General features: G+C 71.4%; 20 protein-coding genes. 8 read left to right on the forward strand and 12 right to left on the reverse strand.

The genetic code is table 11. The annotated features are described in order from the left end of the window. Positions 1–158 precede the first annotated feature (158 nt). Complete coding sequence (locus tag ACTWQA_RS17425) at positions 159–1,418, forward strand: SGNH/GDSL hydrolase family protein (protein WP_443160245.1); 1,260 nt, start codon at positions 159–161, stop codon at positions 1,416–1,418. A gap of 9 nt (positions 1,419–1,427) precedes the next feature. Here the strand turns inward: ACTWQA_RS17425 and ACTWQA_RS17430 are convergent, their stop codons facing one another. Beyond that, the gene (locus ACTWQA_RS17430) at positions 1,428–2,642 is read right to left on the reverse strand and encodes a PP2C family protein-serine/threonine phosphatase (protein ID WP_443160246.1); all 1,215 of its coding nucleotides are present in this window, start codon (positions 2,640–2,642) and stop codon (positions 1,428–1,430) included. An 80-nt stretch (positions 2,643–2,722) separates the two neighbouring features. Further along, positions 2,723–4,495 (reverse strand): aldehyde ferredoxin oxidoreductase C-terminal domain-containing protein, encoded by a 1,773-nt coding sequence (locus ACTWQA_RS17435; protein WP_443160247.1) that lies wholly within the window; start codon positions 4,493–4,495, stop codon positions 2,723–2,725. Between the two features lie 177 nt (positions 4,496–4,672). Here ACTWQA_RS17435 and ACTWQA_RS17440 point away from each other — a divergent pair, with 177 nt between their 5' ends. Further along, positions 4,673–5,443 carry an SDR family oxidoreductase gene (locus tag ACTWQA_RS17440; protein WP_443160248.1) on the forward strand — a complete coding sequence of 257 codons (771 nt, stop codon included), beginning with the start codon at positions 4,673–4,675 and terminating at the stop codon, positions 5,441–5,443. Positions 5,444–5,501: 58 nt separating this feature from the next. Here ACTWQA_RS17440 and ACTWQA_RS17445 read toward each other — a convergent pair whose 3' ends face one another. Beyond that, positions 5,502–5,762, reverse strand: a complete 261-nt coding sequence (locus ACTWQA_RS17445; RefSeq protein ID WP_443160249.1) for a hypothetical protein — start codon at positions 5,760–5,762, stop codon at positions 5,502–5,504. Next, positions 5,759–6,568 (reverse strand): phytanoyl-CoA dioxygenase family protein, encoded by an 810-nt coding sequence (locus ACTWQA_RS17450; RefSeq protein ID WP_443160250.1) that lies wholly within the window; start codon positions 6,566–6,568, stop codon positions 5,759–5,761. The genes ACTWQA_RS17445 and ACTWQA_RS17450 overlap by 4 nt, the downstream gene beginning before the upstream one ends. A gap of 85 nt (positions 6,569–6,653) precedes the next feature. Between ACTWQA_RS17450 and ACTWQA_RS17455 the strand changes: the two genes are divergently transcribed. Then, entirely contained in the window at positions 6,654–7,430 is a 777-nt protein-coding gene (locus ACTWQA_RS17455) for a helix-turn-helix domain-containing protein (RefSeq protein WP_443160251.1), read from the forward strand. A 9-nt stretch (positions 7,431–7,439) separates the two neighbouring features. Here ACTWQA_RS17455 and ACTWQA_RS17460 read toward each other — a convergent pair whose 3' ends face one another. Further along, positions 7,440–9,296, reverse strand: a complete 1,857-nt coding sequence (locus ACTWQA_RS17460; RefSeq protein WP_443160252.1) for a LamG-like jellyroll fold domain-containing protein — start codon at positions 9,294–9,296, stop codon at positions 7,440–7,442. A gap of 203 nt (positions 9,297–9,499) precedes the next feature. Here ACTWQA_RS17460 and ACTWQA_RS17465 point away from each other — a divergent pair, with 203 nt between their 5' ends. Both ACTWQA_RS17465 and ACTWQA_RS17470 read left to right on the forward strand, forming a co-directional pair. Further along, positions 9,500–10,450 (forward strand): transglycosylase SLT domain-containing protein, encoded by a 951-nt coding sequence (locus tag ACTWQA_RS17465; protein WP_443160253.1) that lies wholly within the window; start codon positions 9,500–9,502, stop codon positions 10,448–10,450. Between the two features lie 89 nt (positions 10,451–10,539). Next, complete coding sequence (locus ACTWQA_RS17470) at positions 10,540–10,980, forward strand: hypothetical protein (protein ID WP_443160254.1); 441 nt, start codon at positions 10,540–10,542, stop codon at positions 10,978–10,980. 67 nt (positions 10,981–11,047) lie between these two features. On the opposite strand, the gene ACTWQA_RS17475 is transcribed toward ACTWQA_RS17470, so the two are convergent. From ACTWQA_RS17475 to ACTWQA_RS17495, 5 genes are read right to left on the reverse strand one after another with little or no spacing between them, the layout of a single operon-like run. Then, on the reverse strand, positions 11,048–11,635 hold the full coding sequence (locus ACTWQA_RS17475) for a hypothetical protein (protein ID WP_443160255.1): 588 nt from the start codon (positions 11,633–11,635) through the stop codon (positions 11,048–11,050). Next, positions 11,632–12,036 carry a hypothetical protein gene (locus ACTWQA_RS17480; RefSeq protein ID WP_443160256.1) on the reverse strand — a complete coding sequence of 135 codons (405 nt, stop codon included), beginning with the start codon at positions 12,034–12,036 and terminating at the stop codon, positions 11,632–11,634. The genes ACTWQA_RS17475 and ACTWQA_RS17480 overlap by 4 nt, the downstream gene beginning before the upstream one ends. A gap of 30 nt (positions 12,037–12,066) precedes the next feature. Beyond that, the gene (locus tag ACTWQA_RS17485) at positions 12,067–12,657 is read right to left on the reverse strand and encodes a hypothetical protein (RefSeq protein WP_443160257.1); all 591 of its coding nucleotides are present in this window, start codon (positions 12,655–12,657) and stop codon (positions 12,067–12,069) included. A gap of 4 nt (positions 12,658–12,661) precedes the next feature. Continuing rightward, positions 12,662–13,219 (reverse strand): hypothetical protein, encoded by a 558-nt coding sequence (locus tag ACTWQA_RS17490; RefSeq protein WP_443160258.1) that lies wholly within the window; start codon positions 13,217–13,219, stop codon positions 12,662–12,664. A 42-nt stretch (positions 13,220–13,261) separates the two neighbouring features. Beyond that, complete coding sequence (locus ACTWQA_RS17495) at positions 13,262–13,714, reverse strand: hypothetical protein (protein WP_443160259.1); 453 nt, start codon at positions 13,712–13,714, stop codon at positions 13,262–13,264. Between the two features lie 186 nt (positions 13,715–13,900). Here ACTWQA_RS17495 and ACTWQA_RS17500 point away from each other — a divergent pair, with 186 nt between their 5' ends. The 3 genes from ACTWQA_RS17500 to ACTWQA_RS17510 are packed head-to-tail and all read left to right on the forward strand — an operon-like array spanning position 13,901 to position 19,066. Beyond that, the gene (locus tag ACTWQA_RS17500; RefSeq protein ID WP_443160260.1) at positions 13,901–14,185 is read left to right on the forward strand and encodes a CATRA system-associated protein; all 285 of its coding nucleotides are present in this window, start codon (positions 13,901–13,903) and stop codon (positions 14,183–14,185) included. Between the two features lies 1 nt (position 14,186). Continuing rightward, a complete protein-coding gene (locus tag ACTWQA_RS17505) occupies positions 14,187–15,356 on the forward strand; it encodes a CATRA conflict system CASPASE/TPR repeat-associated protein (protein WP_443160261.1) in 1,170 nt (389 codons plus the stop codon). Further along, positions 15,353–19,066 carry a CHAT domain-containing protein gene (locus tag ACTWQA_RS17510; protein ID WP_443160262.1) on the forward strand — a complete coding sequence of 1,238 codons (3,714 nt, stop codon included), beginning with the start codon at positions 15,353–15,355 and terminating at the stop codon, positions 19,064–19,066. The genes ACTWQA_RS17505 and ACTWQA_RS17510 overlap by 4 nt, the downstream gene beginning before the upstream one ends. A gap of 19 nt (positions 19,067–19,085) precedes the next feature. Here the strand turns inward: ACTWQA_RS17510 and ACTWQA_RS17515 are convergent, their stop codons facing one another. Both ACTWQA_RS17515 and ACTWQA_RS17520 read right to left on the reverse strand, forming a co-directional pair. Continuing rightward, complete coding sequence (locus ACTWQA_RS17515) at positions 19,086–19,430, reverse strand: hypothetical protein (protein WP_443160263.1); 345 nt, start codon at positions 19,428–19,430, stop codon at positions 19,086–19,088. Positions 19,431–19,823: 393 nt separating this feature from the next. Next, a complete protein-coding gene (locus ACTWQA_RS17520; RefSeq protein ID WP_443160264.1) occupies positions 19,824–20,144 on the reverse strand; it encodes an ATP-binding protein in 321 nt (106 codons plus the stop codon). Positions 20,145–20,186 lie beyond the last annotated feature (42 nt).

Consider the following 20,186-nt stretch of genomic DNA (forward strand, 5'->3'; position numbering starts at 1 on the left):
AGAAACTTTCGGCCCCAGGCGCTCCCGCCGCCTGCCTGGGACGTCGTGGCAGGCGCGCGGCGGGCGAGGTGAAAGTTTCAATGCCGGGTATGATCCCTTGCCGTCCGCGTGGAAATGTTCGACACTCGGCGGAAATGTTTCGAGGAGCGAGGCGGGCCATGGGCAGAGGGTTGAAGGTGATGATCGTCGCGGCTCTCGGCGCCGGGATGTTGACGACCTCGCCCGCGATCGGCGACGGCAACGCGCCGAACGGGCACTGGGTGGACACCTGGACCGCGATGCCGCAGCTCACCGAGCCCCACAACCTGCCGCCCGCGCCGTACACGGCAGGCAACCTGGTCATGGCCGACAGCACGCTGCGGCAGAGCGTGCGGGTGTCGGCCGGCGGGCAGCGGATACGGCTGCGCTTCTCCAACGCCTTCGGCGGCGCGCCCCTGCCCATCACCCGGGTCACCGTGGCATTCCCGGCCGGCGGCAGGGCGGGCGTCAGCGCGATCCAGCCGGGCACGGCCCGGCCGGTGACCTTCCACGGCCGTCCGTCCACGACCGTCCCCGCCGGCGCCCTGGTGGTGTCCGACCCGCTGGACCTGCAGCTGCCCGCCGGCTCCGTGCTGGCCGTGACCGTCTACCTCGCCGAGGGACAGGCCTCCAGCGCCATCACCTCGCACCCGGGCTCGCGCACCACCTCCTACCTGGCGAAGGGCAACCAGGCCGACGCCGAGGACCTCGCCGCGGCGACCCCCGTCGACCACTGGTACTTCCTCAGCTCCATCGAAGTGTGGTCCAAGCGCTCCACCGCGGCGCTCGTCCTGCTCGGCGACTCCCTGACCGACGGCAGGGGCTCCACCACCAACCTCAACAACCGCTGGCCCGACCAGCTCTTCGACCGGCTGGGCCGCTCCGGTCCTGCCATCGCCAACCAGGCGGCCGGCGGCAACCGGGTGCTGAACGACGGCCTCGGCCCGGCCGCCCTGGCCCGGCTGGACCGCGACGTGCTCGCCCGCAGCGGCGCCGCATGGCTGATCGTCTTCGAGGGCGTCAACGACATCGGCACCGCCTCGGCCACGCAGGACGCCCAGAAGAAGGTCGCCGACGAGCTGATCGCCGCCTACGACCAGATCATCGTCCGGGCCCAGGCACGGGACCTGGCCGTCTACGGGGCGACGCTCACCCCCTTCGGCGGCAACTCCTATGACGACGCCCAAGGGCTCAGGGACGCGACCCGGCAGGCGGTCAACGACTGGATCCGCACGAGCGGCAGGTTCGACGCCGTGATCGACTTCGACCGGGCGGTCCGCGATCCCGCCGACCCCCGGCGGCTGCTGACGTCGTACGACGTAGGCGACGGCCTGCATCTGAGCCCGGCCGGCTACCAGGCACTCGCGCACGCCGTGCCCGCCCGGTTGTTCCACCGGTGACGGACGCGCTCACATCGTGAGCTGGCGCCGGCGCTCGCTGCGCCACTCGACCGTCATCACGGTCGCGTCGTCCTGCAGGCGGCCGCTCTGGTGCCGCAGGATGGCCTGGATCAGCCGGCGCAGCGTCTCCGGCGCCGACACGCCGTCGGCCTCCTGGCGGATGACGAAGTCGACGAAGCGCTCCAGCCCGAAGGTCTCCCCGTCCGGGCTCTGCGCCTCGATGATGCCGTCGGTGTAGAACAGCAGCCGGTCGCCGCGCTGCAGCTGGTAACGGAGCAGACCCGTGGAGATCCCCAGACCGAACCCCATGGGCGGGTCCGGGATGGGGGCGCTTTCCAGCGTGGTCACGCACCGGCCGCCGCGGATCACCAGCGGCGGATGGTGGCCGCGGTTGACCCAGCTCAGCTGCCCCGTGCGCAGGTCCAGGCAGGCCAGAATGCCGGTGGCGAACCGGCCGGTGAAATGCTCCTTGATCGCCGCGTCCACGGCCTCGCTGATCGCGGGCAGCTCCATCCCGAGGCGGCGGTTGTGGCGGCACGACCCCATGGCGACGCTGGCGGTCAGCCCGGCCGACGTGTCGTGCCCCATCGCGTCGAACAGCGCCAGATGCAGCAGGGAGCCGTCGACCGCGTAGTCGTAGGCGTCGCCGCCCATCTCGTAGGCGGGCTCGAGTGCGGCACTGACCACCACGTCGTCGCTGGCGAACGTGCCCGGCGGCAGCAGGGTCCACATCACCTCGGCCGACAGGGTCATCGGCCGGGCGCGGACCAGCCGGGCGAACGAGTCGCTGTGCGGCCGCTTGCTGATCATCAGCACCGCCACCAGGGACGCCAGCTGCTTGACCCGCCATTCGACCAGCTCGTCGTAGGCGGACACGGTCGCCCCCAGCACCCCGACCCGCTCGGTCCCGTCCAGCAACGGCACCCACAACCGCCGCCCATCACCCGCCGGCACGGTCTTGGCCTGGACGATCTCCACGACGCGGAACGCGCGGCCCGCCATCGTGCTGTCGATCCCCATGGGCTCGAGCGGCTCCCCGGACGGGCCCAGCTGCCCCGGCAGCGGCACCAGGAGCAGCTGCTGCAGATCGGTCGCGTAGATCACGGTGTCGGAGCAGCCGAGCAGCCGGGCATGGGCGGCCACCAGGGCCGGCAGGTCCTCCATCGCGGCCAGGTGCGTGGCCTCGAGCAAACCGCCCAGCGTACGCTCACCGTCACTTTGCAACGGCTCCTCCTCCCCCGTGCAGTGACCCATACCCCGCCCACCGCCCGTCACCCAGCGCGACCAGGGCGGCAGCGGCGGGGTCAGCGCCAGCCGAGCTCGTCGTAGAAGGCGTCGCGCGCCCGCGCGAACGCCTCCCGGTCCAGCACGGCGCCCTTGTACGGCCCTTCGGCGACCGGCTCGTCGTGCATCCGCGCGGGCAGCTCGTCGCGCCCGCCCATGCCCTCGCGGGCGGCGTACGCCCGCATCTCGTCGAGTCGCCGCTGCCCGGCCGCCAGCAGGTCCTCCAGCGTGAAGTCCCGGCCGAGCACGGCGGTGACGAGCGCGGTCAGGCGATCGATGGTCAGCGGCCTGGTGGGGGAGGAGGCGAACACGCACAGGTTGAGCGCGTCCAGCCCGCTCCACAACCGCAGCAGGCGGGCGCTGCGCCGCCCCCGCTCGGCGTCGAGCACGCCGGCGGGCGCCGGCCGGGCTCCGATCCTGGCGGCCTCGGGGAAGCTGTAGGCGAGCCCCGCGACGGGATCGAAGTCGAGATCGTGCTCCAAAGCGTCGTAACGTGGCCCGTTGGGGGCGAGGGCGTACCCGAGCCCGATCCCCGGCTGGATGCGCGGGTCGAAGCAGGGCAACTCGGCGCCCTTGACGGTCATCGCGTACGGCGCGGTCTGCGGCCCGAGCCGCGCGGCGGCCCGCGCCGCCCCCTCGGCCAGCAGATCGCCGAGCTGGCCGGCGCGCCGCGCGACGTCCCTGATCAGCCCGGGCAGCGCCGCGGCGTCGCCGAACGCGGGCCCGCCCGGCAGCAGCCCGCGCTCGGCACATTCCATCGCGAAGGCCAGCGTCCCGCCGAGGGAGACCTGGTCGAGCCCGAGATCGTTGCAGAGGGCGTTGGCGTCCAGCACCGTGTCGAGGTCGTCGATCCCGAGATTCCACCCCAGCGACAGGAACGCCTCCTGCCCGAGCCCGCCGGACCTGCGCTCGTCCGCGGACGGAGAGGCGTACACCTTGAGGCAGTCGTTCGGACACCCGGGACAGGCGCCCCTGAGCACCACCGCCCGGCCGTCATAGTCCCGCACGCCGGGAACCCGCAATCCCCCTGGCAGCGTGAAGTTCCGGACGGAGGCGTACCCGGGGACCGGCGGCTCCCCGGCCCAGCTGGCGAACCCCGGCTCGCCGGCCTGGAGGGCGGCCAGCGGGTTGCCGGCGATCGCGTCACGGTAGTAGCGGTCGATCGCGGCGACCGCCGCCGGATCGGCGACCTCGGCCGGCGCGTCGCCCACGCACACGATCGCCTTGAGGTTCTTGGCGCCGAACACCGCGCCGATCCCATACCGCCCGGCGGCGTAGGCGTAGTCGGTGACGACGCTCGCGTACCGGACGAGGTTCTCCCCGGCCGGCCCGATCGCCGCGACGTGCGCGCCCCGCCCATGCCGTGCCCGGAGCGCGTCGGTGGTGGCGGTGGTGCCCAGCCCGCGCAACTCCCCGGCCTCGTGACACGAGACCTCGCCATCGCGGACCATCAGGTAGGAAAGCCGCTCGGCGCGCCCCGTCACCGCCAGCGCCTTGACACCGGCGCCCCGCATTCCCGCCGCGAAGGGCCCCAGCGCATGTGCCTCCCCGGCCACCCCGGTCAACGGCGACTTGGCCAGGAAGACGCCCTTGGCCAGGCCGGGCGCGCGCGTCCCGCCGAGCATCCCCGCCGCCACGAACACCAACGCCCGCGGGTCGAAGGGGTCGAGCCCGGCGGGGGTGCGCTCGGCCAGCAACCGCAGCCCGAGTATGGACCCGCCGTAATGTCCCGGCTCGCCGAAGCGGTGCTCACGCTCGACGGTCCCGCTGGTCAGATCGACGATCAACGGCACGGCACGACCTCCCTTAGACGCTGCGGCGGCACACCATCACACAACACTTGCGCGTCGCAAGCCCAGCTGCGGGCAGGGGAGCCGGATGAAACGCTTCTTCAAGGCCATGCTGCCGCACCGGCCGGCACGTTCGTCCCGCGACGGTGACCGCGGGGCGAACCAGGAAGGGACGTCCAGATGACAGGAACCGTCGCCGTCGTGACCGGAGCCGCGCGTGGCGTGGGCCGCGGCATCGCGCTCGTCCTCGGCGAGACCGGGGCGACCGTCTACGTCACCGACCGCGAGAGCCGTGATCAGCGCCACTCCGATCTGCCGGGCACGGTCGAGGACACCGCCGAGCAGGTGGACGAGCGCGGCGGGCGCGGCGTTCCCGTCCACGTCGACCACGCCGACGACCAGGCCGTCGAGGCGCTCTTCCAGCGGGTACGCGCCGAGCACGGCGGCCTCGACCTGCTGGTCGCCAACGCGTTCGACGGCAACGCCCTGCCGTTCCACGGCGGGCCGTTCTGGACGCTCCCGCTCGACCACTGGCACAACATGATGCACCTTGGGGTACGCAGCCACCTCGTGTCCGCGTGGCACGCCGCCCCGCTGCTGATCGAGCGGCGGGGCCTGGTCGTGCTCTCCGGGTACGCCGACGCGTCCGCGGAGGTGATAGCCGGTCACGTCTTCTACGACCTGGCCATGACGAGCGTCGCCCGCCTGGCCCGTACTCTCGCCCACGACCTGCGCCCGCACGGCGTCACCGCGCTCACCCTGTCACCCGGCCTCACCCGCACGGAGGCGATCGTCGCGGTGCTCGGCGACGACCTGCCGGGCAGCGACTCGGTGGAGTTCCCCGGTCGGGCCGTTCGCGCCCTGCTGGAGGACCCCGGCGTGGCCCGGCACTCGGGCCGCACGCTCACCGTCGCCGACCTCGCCAAGGAGTACGGCTTCACCGACGTCTGACCGCGGATTTCCCGGACCTCCTTGGGCGATCCACACGATGAGGCATGGGTTCGCTGCCTTACGAAAGCTTCTCGAAGAAGAACTCGTGCTTCAGGAAGGACGTGTCGTATTCGCTGCCGGGATACGGCGGGATGAGCTGCGAGGTCTGGAACAGCCGCCAGCCGTCCCGCAGGGCGTCCACCCCGGTTTCGTACGGCGGCTCGTCCCCGTCCCCCGCGGTCGGTTGGGTACGCCCGGTGCCGTCGTAGGCGGACCAGCCCACCACGGGGGCGTCCAGCGCGGAGGTGGCCAGGTAGAGAACGAGGACCTGCTGCTTCATGCGACGACCCTCCCGGGGCGGTTGTTCACGCGTGTCGTCCAGTAGTCGATGTCGAACGCCGGATCGGCGGTCATCGCCCGCCACAGGCGCACCCGGTTGTGGACCTCCAGCCGCCCTGTCGCGTGCTCGTACCAGGGAAAACGCCGGTCCAGCTCGGCGATCACGGCAGGGTCGGCCAGGTCGGAGGTGTCCCAGAGGCGCACCTGCGGCACGGTCGGGTTGAAACGGATCTTGAACATGTACCGGCGCTGGTCGCTGTCGTTGCGCCGGCCGCCGTGCCAGATGCCGTGGTGCAGCAGCATCACGGTCCCGGGCGGGCAGGTCAGCCGGGTCTGCCCGCGCAGGTTCTGGTAGCGGCCGGTGTCGCTCTCGTTGATGCGGCGCAGGTGGCTGCCCGGCACCACCAGGGTGCCGCCCATGTCCGCGCTCACCTCGCGCGGGTAGTACATGAGCTGCACGTCGAAGGCGTCCATGCGGGTGTCGATGATGGCGTCGGCGTGCAGCGGCTGGGCCTCGCCGCCGCGCGGCTCGCGCACGTGCACGGCGTGGTGGTCGACGGTCGGGTCCGGGCCGACGAGGGAGCGCAGGGCTCCGGCGACCGCGGGCACCTCGACCAGCCTGCGGGCGAAGGACCCTTCGGGGAAGGCGACGTCGAGCGGGGTCCCGTACGGCACGTGGGGGATGCCCGCCTCCAGCACGTCGATCGCCTGCTCGTTCAGCTCGTCCGGGACGACCCCGTCGAGCCGCAGGTAGCCGGCCGCCACGAACCCGGCCACCTGCGCCGAAGTCAGCAAAGTGGTTCGCATGCCACGAACCTACGATCACGCATATGTCATGTAATGGGTTGTAATCATCGACTGGTGGTTGGTTTTCACCTATATATATGTGTCTATGCGCAGAGTCGCTCTCGCCCTGTCCGACCCTCCGGTCGTGGCCGGGGCGGGCGTGGGCGTGCACGGCGTCGTCAGCTCGCACGACGTGTTCAAACTGCCCGACCTGTGGCAACTCCACCTGTACGGCTACACCGCCGAGCTCGTGCTCGACGGCACCACCCACCCGATCAGGCCCGGCCACGTCAGCCTCGTCCCGCCCGGCGCCGAGGTGCACTACCACTACCGGGGCAGATCGGAGCACCTGTACGCGCACTTCCGCCTGCCCGGTGCCGGCGAGCGGCGCGACGTGGCCGTCATGCGCGACGCCGGGGACCAGGCGCCCCTCATCGCGGCCTCGCTGCGGCAGGCCATCGCCGCCGTGCCCGACACCCGGGCGCGGGCCTCGGCCGAGGTGTGGACGGTGCTCTGGCGGGTGGCCGGGCTGCCCGTGGCCGGCAGCGCGGACGCCGTCGTGGCAGCCGCCATCGAGCACATCGAGGCGGACCTGGCGGCGCCGCTGAGCGTGCCCGGCATCGCCCGCGCCGCCGGGGTCTCCCACAACCACCTCACCCGCCTGTTCCGCGCGCACACCGGGCACACCGTCGTCGGCTACATCCGCCGCCGGCGCCTGGCCCGGGCGCTGCACCTGCTGCGCGAGTCGACGCTGGCGATCCCCGCGATCGCCGCCGCCGTGGGCATCCCGGACCTGCAGGCGTTCAACAAGGCCTGCCGCCGCGAGCTGGGCGCCTCGCCCCGGGCCTTACGGGCCCAGGGCGGCCCCGCCGGCGGCCGGTGAGCCCGCGCATCACTCGTACGGCGTCAGGAAGTCCTTCGGCCGCAGCGCCCGCGCCACGATCCGCACGTCACCGATCCAGCCGTAGTACCCCTGCCCGTACTTCAGCGCGAACTGGGTGCCCCCGATCGCGAACGGCCTGCCCAGTGTGGAGATGCCCTTCGACGGCTGGGCAGGATTCCGGGCGATCTTCGACCCGTCCACGTACATCACGGTCCGCCCCGCGTCGTTGACGACCGCGACGTGCGTCCAGCGCCCGACCGGCAGGGAGTGGCTCCACGACGTGGGGTCGGCGTCCCGGTCGGCCGGATACACGACGTACTGCAGGAACCGCTCGGGCGACAGGTTGAGGCTGCACGTCGGCTCCTCGGGCGACCAGCCACTGGTCTTGCCCGCGTCGCCGCTGCGGCCCTCCCAGCTCAGGATGCCCATCCATGCGTGGTCGCCGGCGAACGGGTCCGGCAGCTTGATGAACGCCTCGATCGTGTACCCGGTCTCGAACGTCATGCTGTTGATCGGGGCGGCGGCCGACGACCTGAGCACCGCGCCCCGGTCCGGGCTCTTGCCGCCGTCGAAGCGCAGGCTGGCGTGGGCCGGCTGGCCCTCGTGGTGCTCGGCCGACCACTTCAGCACCTCGGGGGCGCCGGCGTGCAGCAACTCCATGGTCAGGTCGTTGCCGCCGCCGGTGAGGTCACGCACGACCGCTCCCGCGGGGACGACGGCGCCGTCCGCCCCCGCGCCGCCGAACCCCTCGGCGTCGAACCGCCAGTACGCCACCGTCCCCCTCGGCATCACGGCCTTCGCCGGCCGGGCCGGAGGCAGGGGGCGCGGGGCGAACCCGGCGAACCGCTCGTCGAAGTCGATGTCGATGCTGAAGCGGTCCACGGGCCCGGTCAGCTCGAGGATCTCCGCCTCCAGGAGCGTGCGGTCCTCCGGGTCGCGATCGAGCAGCCACGGCGACAGGGTCTCCACGTCGATCACGTTCCGCACCAGGTCGAAGGCGTAGAGGCGGACCATGCCCGCGCCGCCGTAGTAGCGGTCCTGGTAGTTGGCGATGTGCACGTGCACGTCGTGTCCCGCGTCGTTCTTGAGCACCGTCCGGCCGGGCGGCCAGTAGTGACCGTTGAGCGTCAGGAAGATCTGGTCGTTGCGCCGGATCAGCGTGTCCCACAGCCGCTGGCCGTACTGCGACAGCGCCGCCTTGCCCGACGCGTCGGCCCAGGCCAGGTCGTGCGTGGTGAGGATGACGGGCAGCGTGCGGTTGGCGTCGAGGACGCCCTGCGCCCACTGCAGGCCCTTGTCCGAGATGCGCCAGTCCAGCGCCAGCACCAGCCATCGCCGCCCGCTCCCGCCGGCCTCCAGCACGTGGTAGGTGTTGTAGCCGTCGGGCGAGGCGCCGCGGAACGTCGGCATCCCGGCATACCTCGCCGGGCCGAACGCCCGCAGGTACGCGCTGTCGCCGCGCTGGTCGTCGGTCGAGGACCGGACGTCGTGGTTGCCGGCGAGCACGCTGTAGGACAGCTTGCCGTCGATGGCCTTGAACGCGTCGCCGGCCAGGCCGATCTCGTCCTCGGTGCCGTGCTCGGTCACGTCACCCAGGTGCGTCACGAACGCGATGTTCCTGCTCTCGCGCTCGTCTCCGGTGAGGAAGCGGAACGTCTGGCGTACGGGGGCCGGGTCGGAGCGGTCCTCGTCGAAGAGGTACTGCGTGTCGGGCAGCACGCCGATGGTGAAGCGGGGGTTGTCCCGGTCGTACCTGCCGCCGGTCGCGGCTTGGGCAGGGGTGGCGCTCATGCTCAACAGGGCTCCGGCGGGCGCGGCGACGGCCACCTGGAGTAACGTGCGGCGGCCGAGCGAGGGGTGGGTCATGGGGTTCTCCGTTTCATGGTGCCGCGCAGCACCATGAGCCGCGCACGTGGCCCGGTGGTTCCCCCGGCGCGAACGCCTGCCCTCCGACGGTGGAAATCTTGGCCGCCCGCAATGTGGCGTGATCGGAATGGTGCGCAGGCCTGTGTCGCGAGCGTCCGCGCCATCGGCGCCTTCATGCGCGCACTCCGGTAGGTTGGCCGACCATGGAGGAACGCCAACGCCTGAACCGTCCACGACGCCCCGCCCGCGCCGTAGCCGCGGCCGCGGCCCTCGCCTGCCTCGCCTCGTGCGGCCAGGCGGCCCCCGCGGGGGACGCCGGCGCGTCCGGGAGCAGCCGATACGCGGCGTCGTCGCCGGCGACGCCCTCTCCCAGCACGACGGCGAGCCCGTCCGCGGCCGGCGACCTCCCCGCCCCCGGCGCGGCCGTCCCCAAGGACGCCGCCCGGCTGGCCGCCGCCTTGCGCAAGACCACCACCGCGCTGCACGCCGCCATCGACCGCTGGTCCAAGAAGGGCGAGCCGCCCCAGGACGTCCAGCTCCTGGCCCTCTACCAGCAGCGCATCTACCGCCACGCCGCCCGCAACCCCGCGGTCGCCTCCCAGGCCTTCGCGCGCCTGCCCGCCGCGCTCGCCGCCCAGGCCAAGGACAACACGACCGCGATCCGCGGGCTGCTCGCCCTGGCCCACCCCGTCAAGCCGTCCGCCACGTTCAAGGTCGCCGCCCCCCGCCCCGCGGCCGAGCTGCTCGGCTACTTCAAGAAGGCCGAGCGCCGATTCGGGGTGGAGTGGGAGGTGCTGGCGGCGGTGATGTTCGCCGAGACCAAGTTCGGCCGGGTGAGGTCCGCCAGCCACACCGGCGCCCAGGGGCCCATGCAGTTCATGCCCGGGACGTGGCGGGCGTACGGGATGGGCGGCGACGTCCACGATCACCAGGACGCCGTCATGGCGGCGGCCAACTACCTGCGCGCCAGCGGCGCCCCGGGCAACTACCGGCGGGCCCTGTACGCCTACAACCATTCGCAGGCGTACGTGGACGCCATCCTCCGGCACGCCCGCCAGATCAAGCGGGACGCGAGGAACTACTACGTCTACTACAACTGGCAGGTGTTCGTCCTCACCACGGCCGGCGAGCGCCGCCTGACCGGTCCGCGCTGACCCAGGCCGGGGAGTCGGCATCGGCCACCGTATGTGGTGGGCCCGAAACCGGCTTGATCGGCTTTGCGGGTTGATGTCACCATCCTCAGGTGCACGAACAGGAACTGCAGCAGATCGAGGCGAACGTCAGCCTCGCGATCGACCAGCTCGGACCTCTCAGTGACGTGAGCTTCGGTCTCAACCCGGAGTCCGTCGAGTGGGTCGAGGGCTTCATCGAGCGGCAGCGTTCCCGGCCGGACTTCGACCTGGAGCGGATCGGCGGCCTGGTCGGTGTGCTCGGCTCGTTCCTGGGCGCATGCGTCATCGCTGCCACGGGCGGCAGCTGGCACAAATCTGACGATGACGCACGGGGCGTGCTCCTTCCTGAAGGCACCATGGCGTTCCCGTTCGCGAAAATACGCAAGCAGTTTCGTGACGGGGTGGAAGCCGGCGAATCGATCGTCAGCTTCTACCGGATCGCGGTGGACTTCATCGCCACGGGGAAGATGCGGGAGGCACATGAGGGCGGTGCCGGCCCGCACGCAACCTGATCCCTTCCCCGTGGCTGCGGCCCCGGCTCGAGGCCTCGCTGCGGACCCGGACCATCCACGCCGCAAATTACGCGTGGTCGGCGCAGCAGGGTGTGGGGTTGGGCACCTCGGCCGGCGCGATGCGGCCGCCGGCGGCGGGCATCGCCAGCAGCGTCATCAGTCCGTCCCGCCACACCGGTCTGACATGGTCGGCGGTCACGACCTGCACGTCGTCGCCGGGCGGATCGGGGGAGGCGAGCACCACCACCCGTTCGATGGCGGACCTGCCCAGCAACTCGCCGACGCGCACGGTGCCCGTGAGCAGGTCACGGCCGGGATAGGCGGCCACCCGCCCGCCCCGCCGCGCCTCGTGCTCCGCCGCCGCCAGCGCAGCCCCCGCCGCCAGCGGCCCGGCACGGTGCTCGCCGGGAACCCACGACACGTCCGCGGGAACGCCCGCGACCGACTCCGAGCCGGACACCGCTACCGACGCCGCGGCTGATTGCGGCACGGCCAGCGAGCACGCCACGTGCGGGTCGCCGCCTGCCGCGTCCGCCGGGACGAAATGGGTGCATCCGATGGCGTCGCCCGGCAGGCCGAGCGCCTGCGCCACGGTGTGGAGCAGGCGCTCGGCCTGCTGAAGGGTTCGCGACCCCGCGTCGAAACCGAGGATCATCGGCGCGGAAGCACCCAGATCGGATTGCTGTAGAACCACAGGTCGTTCCATGGGTTGGCGTCGCCGTACACGTCGATCGCCGGCCCGTGCGGGTCCGCGGCCGCGCCCAGCAGGCCCGGCGCGCTGCGCTTGCCGTCGGTACCGCGCAGCCGCACGTACACCGGCCGGTCGATCGCGCCCAGCTGGTACGTGAACGTCACGGTCCCGCTGTTCTTGTTCACCTCGTACGACTGCACGACCTTCGTGTTCGGCGTGGTGAAGGCGTCCTTGTCGGCGGCCGGGCCGGTGACGTCACCCTGGATGACGTCCACCCGGGCCAGCGTCGGCACGACCTGCGCCCAGTTCGGCCGCCCGGCGAGGGTGATCTCGATGGCCAGCTCGACCCGCGCCCCCTGCCGCACGTGCAGGGTGTCGCCGAGGGTGACCCCGCGCTACCCGGTCCCGGCCGCCCGCGCCCGCACCACCAGCCCGCTGATCAGCCCGCCGTGGTCGACCCAGATCCGCCCGGCGCGCAGACCCTCCATGACGGCCCGGTAGTCGAAGCCCTGGCTGCCGACGTGCGTCCGGCTGTAGTAGCCGGGCCAGAAGTCGCCGGAGCCGAAGTTCGCCACACCCTTGTAGAGAGGGTCCTCGTACTTGCCGTTGGCGTTGAAGTCGCTGCCCGGGCCGCGGTCGCTGGTGCCGCCGTGCACCCAGTGCGCGTCGGAGTTCGCGGTGATCCACCACGGCTTGCCCTCCGCCAGCAGGCTGTCCCACAGCCCGCCCACGGTGGAGGTCATCCAGTCGAACCCGCCGAAGGTCTTGTAGCTCTCGGCCGGGTACGCGCGGAAGGAGTCCGCGCCCGGGTTGCTGTCGTAGTAGCCGCGGCCGCCGCCCGGGCCGTTCGGCTTGGCGATGCCGGCCGCCTGGTGGCCGGGCGCGCCCTCCATGCCGACCGCGATCGACGGCTGGGCGTCCCGCCACCCGCGGATCTCGTGCGGCGAGTCCAGGCCCTTCCTGGACGGGTGGTTGGCGAGGAACAACGCGTCAGGAACCCGGCGCCGCCACCTCGTTGCTGCCCGGGGCGACGAACACCGTGCCGTGCTCGGCGGCCGGGATGTTCCACTCCAGCCCTTGGAAGACCAGCGTGTCCCTGACGGTCTCGCGGGCGGCCACGATGTCCGGGTTGACCTTGTCCACGCCGATCTTCGCGTGCGTCGCGCCGCCGTGGTCGGTGATGACCATCCAGCCCAGCCCGTACGCGTTGCCGTGCCGTACCTGGTCGATGACCCGGTAGATGCAGTCCGAGCTGTACTGGGTGTGGATGTGGTGGTCGCCGGCCGGCCACAGGTAGCCGTCCTTCGGCTCCCGCCCGCGCCCCGCGATCTGCTGCTCGCCGTCCGCCGCCGCGACGCCCGGCGTCCCGAGCACACCGGCGGCCGTGAGCCCCGCCCCGAGCAGGCCGGCCCGCCGGAACATCCGGCGCCGGGACAGCTGCCCCGGGGACAGCTCGCCGTCCGGAATCGAAAGATCCCGCGCCGCCGCGCCGTCCCCTTCGTGCGGCTGCTCGTGGTCGTGCTCGTGGTGGTGGTGCCCGTGGCCCATGACTTCGCGTTCTCCGTCCCGCCGGAAATGAGGGTGCACCGGCTACGGCGGGAGCGTGGCGGAACCGGATGAAGCGGACATGAACACCACGAGATCAACGTCTGCCTGTGAGCTGTGAAAACAGGGGGGCGTCGGCACGCGGGGAGGCCTGGAGGCGGACGCTTGGCCTCCAGGCGGTCGGCCTCGCCGCGTGGCGAGGATCTCGCGCCCCCGCTCCGGCGTGATCAGGGCCGCGACCTCGGGGTGGGCCAGCAGTGCGATCGGCTCGATGTGATCTTCGCCCATCGGTCGCCACACCGCCAGGGCTTTGCGCAGCATCGGCCACGGGTCGGCCCCCGGAGCGGCGCGGGCGGCGCGCACCGCGGCGTCGAACTCCGCGTTGCCGAACCGGACGCGGAACCCGGGCTCGGCCGCCCGCTCGGGGAAGCCGGAGACCGTGCCGCAACACCGACAGGATCGTCTGGCCCGCCGCATGATCGCCTCTTCTCGTCCCACTCGCGCTGAGTCTGGCACTGTGAGCGGGCTCATCTCAGCAGACGCCCCCGACATCGCGGGCGCGAAATCCCGGTCTCCTCGTTGAACCCAGCCGCGACGACACCTGCTTCGGAGGATTCGGGCTGCAACGGAGTCCCTCTGTGAACCGATGACTCTGTGGAGCGACCTGGCGACGGGGGGAGACGCGTGGGGCTGCACGGTGAAGCGGTCGAGCTGCTGCGAGACGCGCTGACGTGGTGGACGCTGCCGGCGGCGGCCTGGGTGGACGTGGAAGTGGTGGTCGGCAGGCTGGAGTCCTCGGGCGATGTGGCGGTCGAACTCGGCCACTTGGAGCTGGCCGGACCGATGCGGATCAGCACCTGGTACGGCGACCAGCCCGTGGTGCCGATGCCTGAGGAACTGCGAGAGCGGGTCAACGAGCTGATCCACACCCTGACCCTCGACACTGAGGACGCCGATGGAGCCGGCTGACTTGGCCAACCCCGCTCTGATCGTCCACGTGTTCGCCGGCGCCGACGGCCCGCAGGCCCGGGAGCACGAACGGCGGCTGCGCGAGATCTGGGACGCGCTCGGTGACCGGCTCGGCATGCCCGTGACGCATGCCGGGCCGATCGAGGTGCGCACCGCGGACGGGGACTCGGGACGGCAGGCGCTGCTGCGCCGGGAACGCGACATGCGCTGCCTGAGCGTGGCGTTGACGGGCGGGACCTGGCGGGAGCTGAACGAGCTGTGGCGCGAGTGCGCGGGTGACGCCGGCGCGTGGGCCATGGGCGAGTGCCGGCTGTTCGTCGCCTATCCGCGCACCGCGGCGACCGCGCGGCGGACGAACGCGGTCCTGCGGGCGCTGCCCGAGCCGTACTCGAGGGGCCGGATGGCGACGGTCAGAGGCGTGGCGGTGTGGGAAGTCGGCTTCGACGATGACGAGCGCAGCCGGCGGACGTTCGCGATGCTGGCGCCGCCTGAGCTGGAGGCCAAGCTCGACGCGTGGGCCTGGACGCGTGGAGATGACCGGATGCCGCCGCTGGTGCGGCACCTCATGCACGCCGCCAAGCTCCGCTACGAGCTGCGCGTCTACCGCCAGGGCAAGGGTTTCCGCGCCGCCCGCCACCGGGTGGACGAACAGGTGGAGACCCTGTTGAAGACGCTCGGCGGCGGCGACGACCTGCCGGCCGCTCGGCGTGAGCTGGCGGCCCGGCAGACCGCCGAGGCCGGCCTGATCTGGACCCTGACCAGGCTGCGGGAGATGCAGACGACCGTGGGGATCGCCCGGCACAACATGCGGGAGCAGTCCCTGGGCGACGACCTGGACCTGGCCGACTGGCTCCGCATGCGCCTGGACGACGATCTCGCCTACGCCGAGGCGACGCGGGAACGCGCCCGCGAGATCGGCGCCATCGCCGATCAGGTGATGGCGGAGCGGTTGCAGCGTAGGGCGGAGGAGACCGAGCGCCGCTGGGAGCGGTTCCGCGTGCTGGAGACGGCCGTGGTCGGGATGCTACTCATGGTGCTGGCCGCGATTCAGGCACTGGGTTACCGCGTGCCCGTTCCCGAGAGCGTCAAGCCGGTCATCGTGGGAGGGCTGGGCCTGACGGCTTTCGCGCTGACCGCGTTCGGCTTCTTCAGATGGCGGAGGAGACCATGAACCCCGAGGTTCACATCGCCAGGTTCCTGCAGACCCGTGATCTGCGGGAGCTGGAGTCCGGCATCGCCGCCTACCACAGGGAGATCGCCCGCGACCCCGATCCGCTGCTGCTGACCGGCCTCGGCAACGCGATGAGCATGCGCTTCGACGCGCTCGGGCAGGAGCAGGACCTGACCGAGGCGATCACGCTGCACCGCCGCGCGGTGGCGGCCCTGGCGGGAAAGCCCGGATTGGCCGAGGCCCAGGCCGGTCTTGCGACCGTGCTGGGGAATCACCGGCACATCGCCGGCCATCACCTGGACGAGGTGCTGCAGCTGTATGCGTCGGCGCTGCGCGGTGACCTGGTGGACAGGCCGCTGGTGCTGGCCAACCACGGCATGGCGCTGGTGCTCGGCTACCAGATCACGGGCGACAGGCGGCACCTGCTCGACGGCATCGACGCGTTACGCGTGTCCGTGCGGGCCACGGACCCGGCGCACGCCGCCTACCTGTGGCGGTTGGCCAAACTGGCCAGCACCCTGGTGATGGCCAACGACGATCCGGACCGCGCCGCGGAGCTGAAGGAAGCCCTCCATGTCATCCGGGAGCGGTACGCGCAGGCCCCCGAGCCCGTCAAGCAGGAGATCCAACTGCTCGTCGGGGCGCTCCTGCACGCGGATGAGATTCCCGTCCTCCCGCCCGAGCAGTGGGAGCAGATCCGCCGCTCCATGGCCGGCCACCTGCCCTCCGGCCCGCAAGCCCGTCGCCGATTCCTGGCGGGTCTGGGCGGCATGCTGATCGAGGACGTGCGCCGATCAGGCCGGCTCGAACGTGCCGATCAGGCGGCCGAGCTGCTGCGCCGGGCCGTGGCTCAGACACCGCCCGGCTACCCCCAGCTGGCCGAGTTGTACATTGGGCTCGGCGCCGTCCTCGGCCTGCGCATGGAGTTCAGCGGCACGTACGAGGACCTCGACGAGATGATCGACGCCCTGCGACGCGGGGTCGCGGCGGCCAGGCCCGGCGACGACAACGCCGGAATGTACCACTCGGACCTGGGCAACGGGCTGATGCTGAAGTTCCGGCTCGGCGGCGGCCTGACCGTGCTCAACGAGGCCATCGCCTGTTACCGGCGGGCCCTGGCCGTCTCGCCGGACCATCCGGAACGGGCCATGGCATACACCAGCCTCGGCTCGGCGCTGTTCTTCAGATACGACCTGACCGGAAAAGCGCCCGATCTCGACGAGGCGATCGACAGCCACCGCACGGCCACGTCGCTGACCGCTCCTGAGCACGCCAACTACGCGCTGTATCTGGCCAACCTGGGCGGCGCGTTGGAGCAGCGCTACAAGGTGACCCGCCGGGGCGAGGACTCCGAAGAGGCGGCGAAGGTGTTGCGCGAGGCGGTGGCCGCCACGCCGGAGACCAGCCCGTACCGCCCCGGCCATCTCGCGAACCTCGCCGAGATGCTGCTCGAGCGCTACAGGTTCACCGGGCAGAGCGCGGCGCGGGAGGAGGCCGACGAGCTGTTGCGCGAGGCCATGGGAACGATTCAGCCGGGAAACATCCAAGGGCCCTTGGTCCTCAACAGCCTCGGCACCGTGCTCATGGAGGGAGAGGAGGACATCGACGGGGCGATCGGCGTGTTCCGCCGCGCCCGCGATGCCGCCCCGGCCCGCACCTGGACGCGGACCCTCGCAACCGTCAACCTGGCCAATGCGCTGCTGTTGCGGTCCACGTCGAAGGAGACGCCCAAGGCTCAGCTGGCGGCGATCACACGGCTGCTGGACCCGGCCGCCGAGAAGGGCATGTGGAGAAAACTGCTGCGGGGGGACCGCCGGGTGGAGGAGACGCCGGACCTGGACGAGGCGGTCGCGCTCTTCACCGAGGCGATCAAGGCCGACCCGCCCGGTGGTCCCGTCGCCTATAACGGGCTGGGCCTGGCGCTCAGCACGCGTTACGGACTCACCGGCAAGCCCAGGACACTCCTGCAGGCCGTCCGCGCCGCCCGCACCGCGGTCGAGACGTCGGCCCCCGGCGACTCGACCCGATCGATCGCGCTGTACTACCTGGCAGAAGTCCTTGTCGAGCAGTGGGAGCTGACCCGGGCGGAGGCCGACCGCGACGAGGCGCTGGCCCGTTTCCGCGAGGCCACCCAGGTAGAGACCGCCTCGGCCGGCTGGCGGGCGAGCGTGGGCAAACGCTGGGGCGAGGTCGCCATGGAGGCGGGCCTGGCCGTCGAGGCCGTCGAGGGGTTCGCCGTCGCGGTGGCCGCCCTGGACGAGGCGGCCTGGCGCGGGCTGGGCCGCGCCGACCAGGAGCGAATCCTGGGCGAATACGAGAGCCTGGCCCGCGACGCCGCCGCGGCGGCCATCAGGACCGGCGACACCGGCCGGGCGCTCGAACTGCTCGAACAGGGCAGAGGCGTCATGTTCGCCCAGGTCATCGGGGACCGCGCCGCCTACGACCGGCTGCGCGCGGCGGCGCCGGAACTGGCCGACCGATTCGGCGAGGTGCAGGATGAGCTGGACGCGGCCGAGCGCATGGACCTGAACGAAGACCTGGCCCTGTCCGGTGGCAGCGGCGGACCCGGAACCCTGGGGATGGCAGGCGGCCCGAGTGCCGATCGCCGCCGGCTTCTGGATCATCGGTACACGCTGGCGCGCCGCCGCCGCGAGATCCTCGAGGCGATCAGGAAGCTGCCGGGCTTGACCGACTTCCTGCGCCCGCCGCACGCCGACGGCTTGCTGGCCGCCGCCGAGGACGGCCCCGTCGCGGTGGTGAACGTCAGCCGCCACGGCTGCGACGCGCTGCTCGTGACCTCCGAGGGCGTGCGGGTCGTTCCACTCGACTTCACCGCCTCCGCGGCCCAGGACCAGGCCGACCGTTTCGTCGCGGCCCTGCGCGGCAAGGCCGTCGACGAGGTGACCTCGTGCCTGGACTGGCTGTGGGCGCACGTCACCGGCCCGGTGCTGGAGGCACTCGGCCCGCTGCGCCGGATCTGGTGGTGCCCGACCGGCCCGCTGACCCTGCTGCCGCTGCACGCCGCCGGATCGGCACTCGATCTGGTCGTCTCCAGCTACACGCCCACGTTGCGGGCGCTCATGCACGCCCGCGGGCAGTCCGGGCCGCGGGCCGAGCGGCGTGTCCTGCTGGTCGGCGTCCCTGAGGTTCCCGGCGACGCCGCGCTGAAAGGCGTGGTCCGCGAGCTGGAGGCGGCCAGGCGCTGGCTTCCCGGCGCGCGGGAGCTGACGGCGGACGACGCGACTTGCGAGCAGGTGCTCAGCGCGCTGGATGACACCGCCTGGGTGCACTTCGCCTGCCACGCCGCCCAGCGGCTGCACGACCCCTCCCACGCCAGGCTGATCCTGCACGACCGGCCGCTGACCGTGCGTGAGCTGGCCGCCCGCCGCCTAGGGCAGGCCGAGCTGGCGTTCCTGAGCGGGTGCGAGACCTCGCGCGGCGGGACCGTGCTGACCGACGAGGCGGTGAGCATCGCCTCCGCCATCCAGCTCGCCGGGTTCCCGCACGTGATCGGCACGCTCTGGCCGATCGCCGACGTGCACGCCCCGGCCGTGGTCGACGCGGTGTACGCGATGCTCACGGCCGGCGGCACCCGCGAGCCGCATCCGCACGGAGCGGCCGCCGCCCTGCACGCCGCCGTCCGCTCCCTGCGCGACCGCCGCCCCGGCTTCCCGATCTTCTGGGCCCCGTACGTGCACATCGGACCCTGACCGAAGATGATCTCGGGACTTAGAATCTACCTCTGGGGAATTTCGGCCCGGGGCCGTATTTGACTCCGGTTCCCCCGCGTGCGTCTCCAATTTTCTCGAGTATTTGCCGCTCCCTCAGGCTGTTGAGCAGGTCACGGGCGGCGTATACATGAATATCGAAGAGCCGGCGAATCGTCTGGTTAGTGACGAAGCCGTACTCTCTCACATGGTCGACGACCTTCTGATCGGTGTCATCGACGGCGCGGCGCCGATACGAGACCGATCGTGACATTGCCGCGAGCACGTCAGACCGTAGCCGGTACGTTGGGAACGGCTTCTTGGCCGTTCTCTTAGTCGGCTCGACCAAGTCGTACTCCTCTGCCATGGTGAGCAAGACTTCTTGCGCCTCGACCGGAGTCCTCTGGATTATCCCAGCAAGTTTGCACGCTTCGATTCCGCTGTTGTGGCCGCGAGTAGCAGTACGCCCGCGTTGGTGACGCTTCCGTTAGGTGCGATCAGCCGGAGAGACTCGAGAAGTGCCTGGTCTGACAAATGGGCGAGATGGTCACGACCAGCAGCTTCCAGAAGGCGGCGAAGTCTTTCGATTTCGACCCCACTGAGCCGGTCGATGCCGATGCTGGAGGCATCCGCCGACCAATCCACTTGGTGGGGAGGGAAGGGGAGACATTCTCTTCCAAGACGGCGCGTGGCCAATCCAGCCGCATTGCTGTGTGGCATGACACCCTGGGGAACGGTGACAAGCACGATGCGGACGCCGTCAATATATCTTTCGCTGACGAACGCCGTGATCGGCGGGGCTCGTGCGGTCGAATATCCCTTTGCGTATAAGGTCGACCGTATAATTCGGCGGAACTCCGCGAAGCGCACGCTCGCGGTCGGTCGCTTTGTCGTCGATGCCAAGGATTACGGTGCCACCGCGAGCGTTTACGAAGCAGACAAGGGCGTCGGCGAGCATGTTGAGGCTCGCTTCGGGGGAGTCGGCGACAAGCTTGAAGTCCAGCGTGTCCGTCTCCAGGGAGTCCGCAGTGACTCCTTGCCCGAGCATGGCGAGTGCTGCGTCCGCTTCGGCGTGGTTCACGTCTCTGAGGCCAACTGAGAAGTGTAGTAATCACAACGTTTC

Origin of the sequence: Nonomuraea sp. 10N515B, assembly GCF_052245915.1 — a bacterium.
Lineage (GTDB): Bacteria > Actinomycetota > Actinomycetes > Streptosporangiales > Streptosporangiaceae > Nonomuraea.

Bases quoted from the DNA above. Each gene is read 5' to 3' on its own strand.
- ACTWQA_RS17425 (WP_443160245.1), top strand. From the start codon at position 159: ATGGGCAGAGGGTTGAAGGTGATGATCGTCGCGGCTCTCGGCGCCGGG.
- ACTWQA_RS17440 (WP_443160248.1), top strand. From the start codon at position 4,673: ATGACAGGAACCGTCGCCGTCGTGACCGGAGCCGCGCGTGGCGTGGGC.
- ACTWQA_RS17445 (WP_443160249.1), bottom strand. From the start codon at position 5,762: ATGAAGCAGCAGGTCCTCGTTCTCTACCTGGCCACCTCCGCGCTGGAC.
- ACTWQA_RS17450 (WP_443160250.1), bottom strand. From the start codon at position 6,568: ATGCGAACCACTTTGCTGACTTCGGCGCAGGTGGCCGGGTTCGTGGCG.
- ACTWQA_RS17455 (WP_443160251.1), top strand. From the start codon at position 6,654: ATGCGCAGAGTCGCTCTCGCCCTGTCCGACCCTCCGGTCGTGGCCGGG.
- ACTWQA_RS17460 (WP_443160252.1), bottom strand. From the start codon at position 9,296: ATGACCCACCCCTCGCTCGGCCGCCGCACGTTACTCCAGGTGGCCGTC.
- ACTWQA_RS17465 (WP_443160253.1), top strand. From the start codon at position 9,500: ATGGAGGAACGCCAACGCCTGAACCGTCCACGACGCCCCGCCCGCGCC.
- ACTWQA_RS17475 (WP_443160255.1), bottom strand. From the start codon at position 11,635: ATGATCCTCGGTTTCGACGCGGGGTCGCGAACCCTTCAGCAGGCCGAG.
- ACTWQA_RS17490 (WP_443160258.1), bottom strand. From the start codon at position 13,219: ATGGGCCACGGGCACCACCACCACGAGCACGACCACGAGCAGCCGCAC.
- ACTWQA_RS17510 (WP_443160262.1), top strand. From the start codon at position 15,353: ATGAACCCCGAGGTTCACATCGCCAGGTTCCTGCAGACCCGTGATCTG.
- ACTWQA_RS17515 (WP_443160263.1), bottom strand. From the start codon at position 19,430: ATGGCAGAGGAGTACGACTTGGTCGAGCCGACTAAGAGAACGGCCAAG.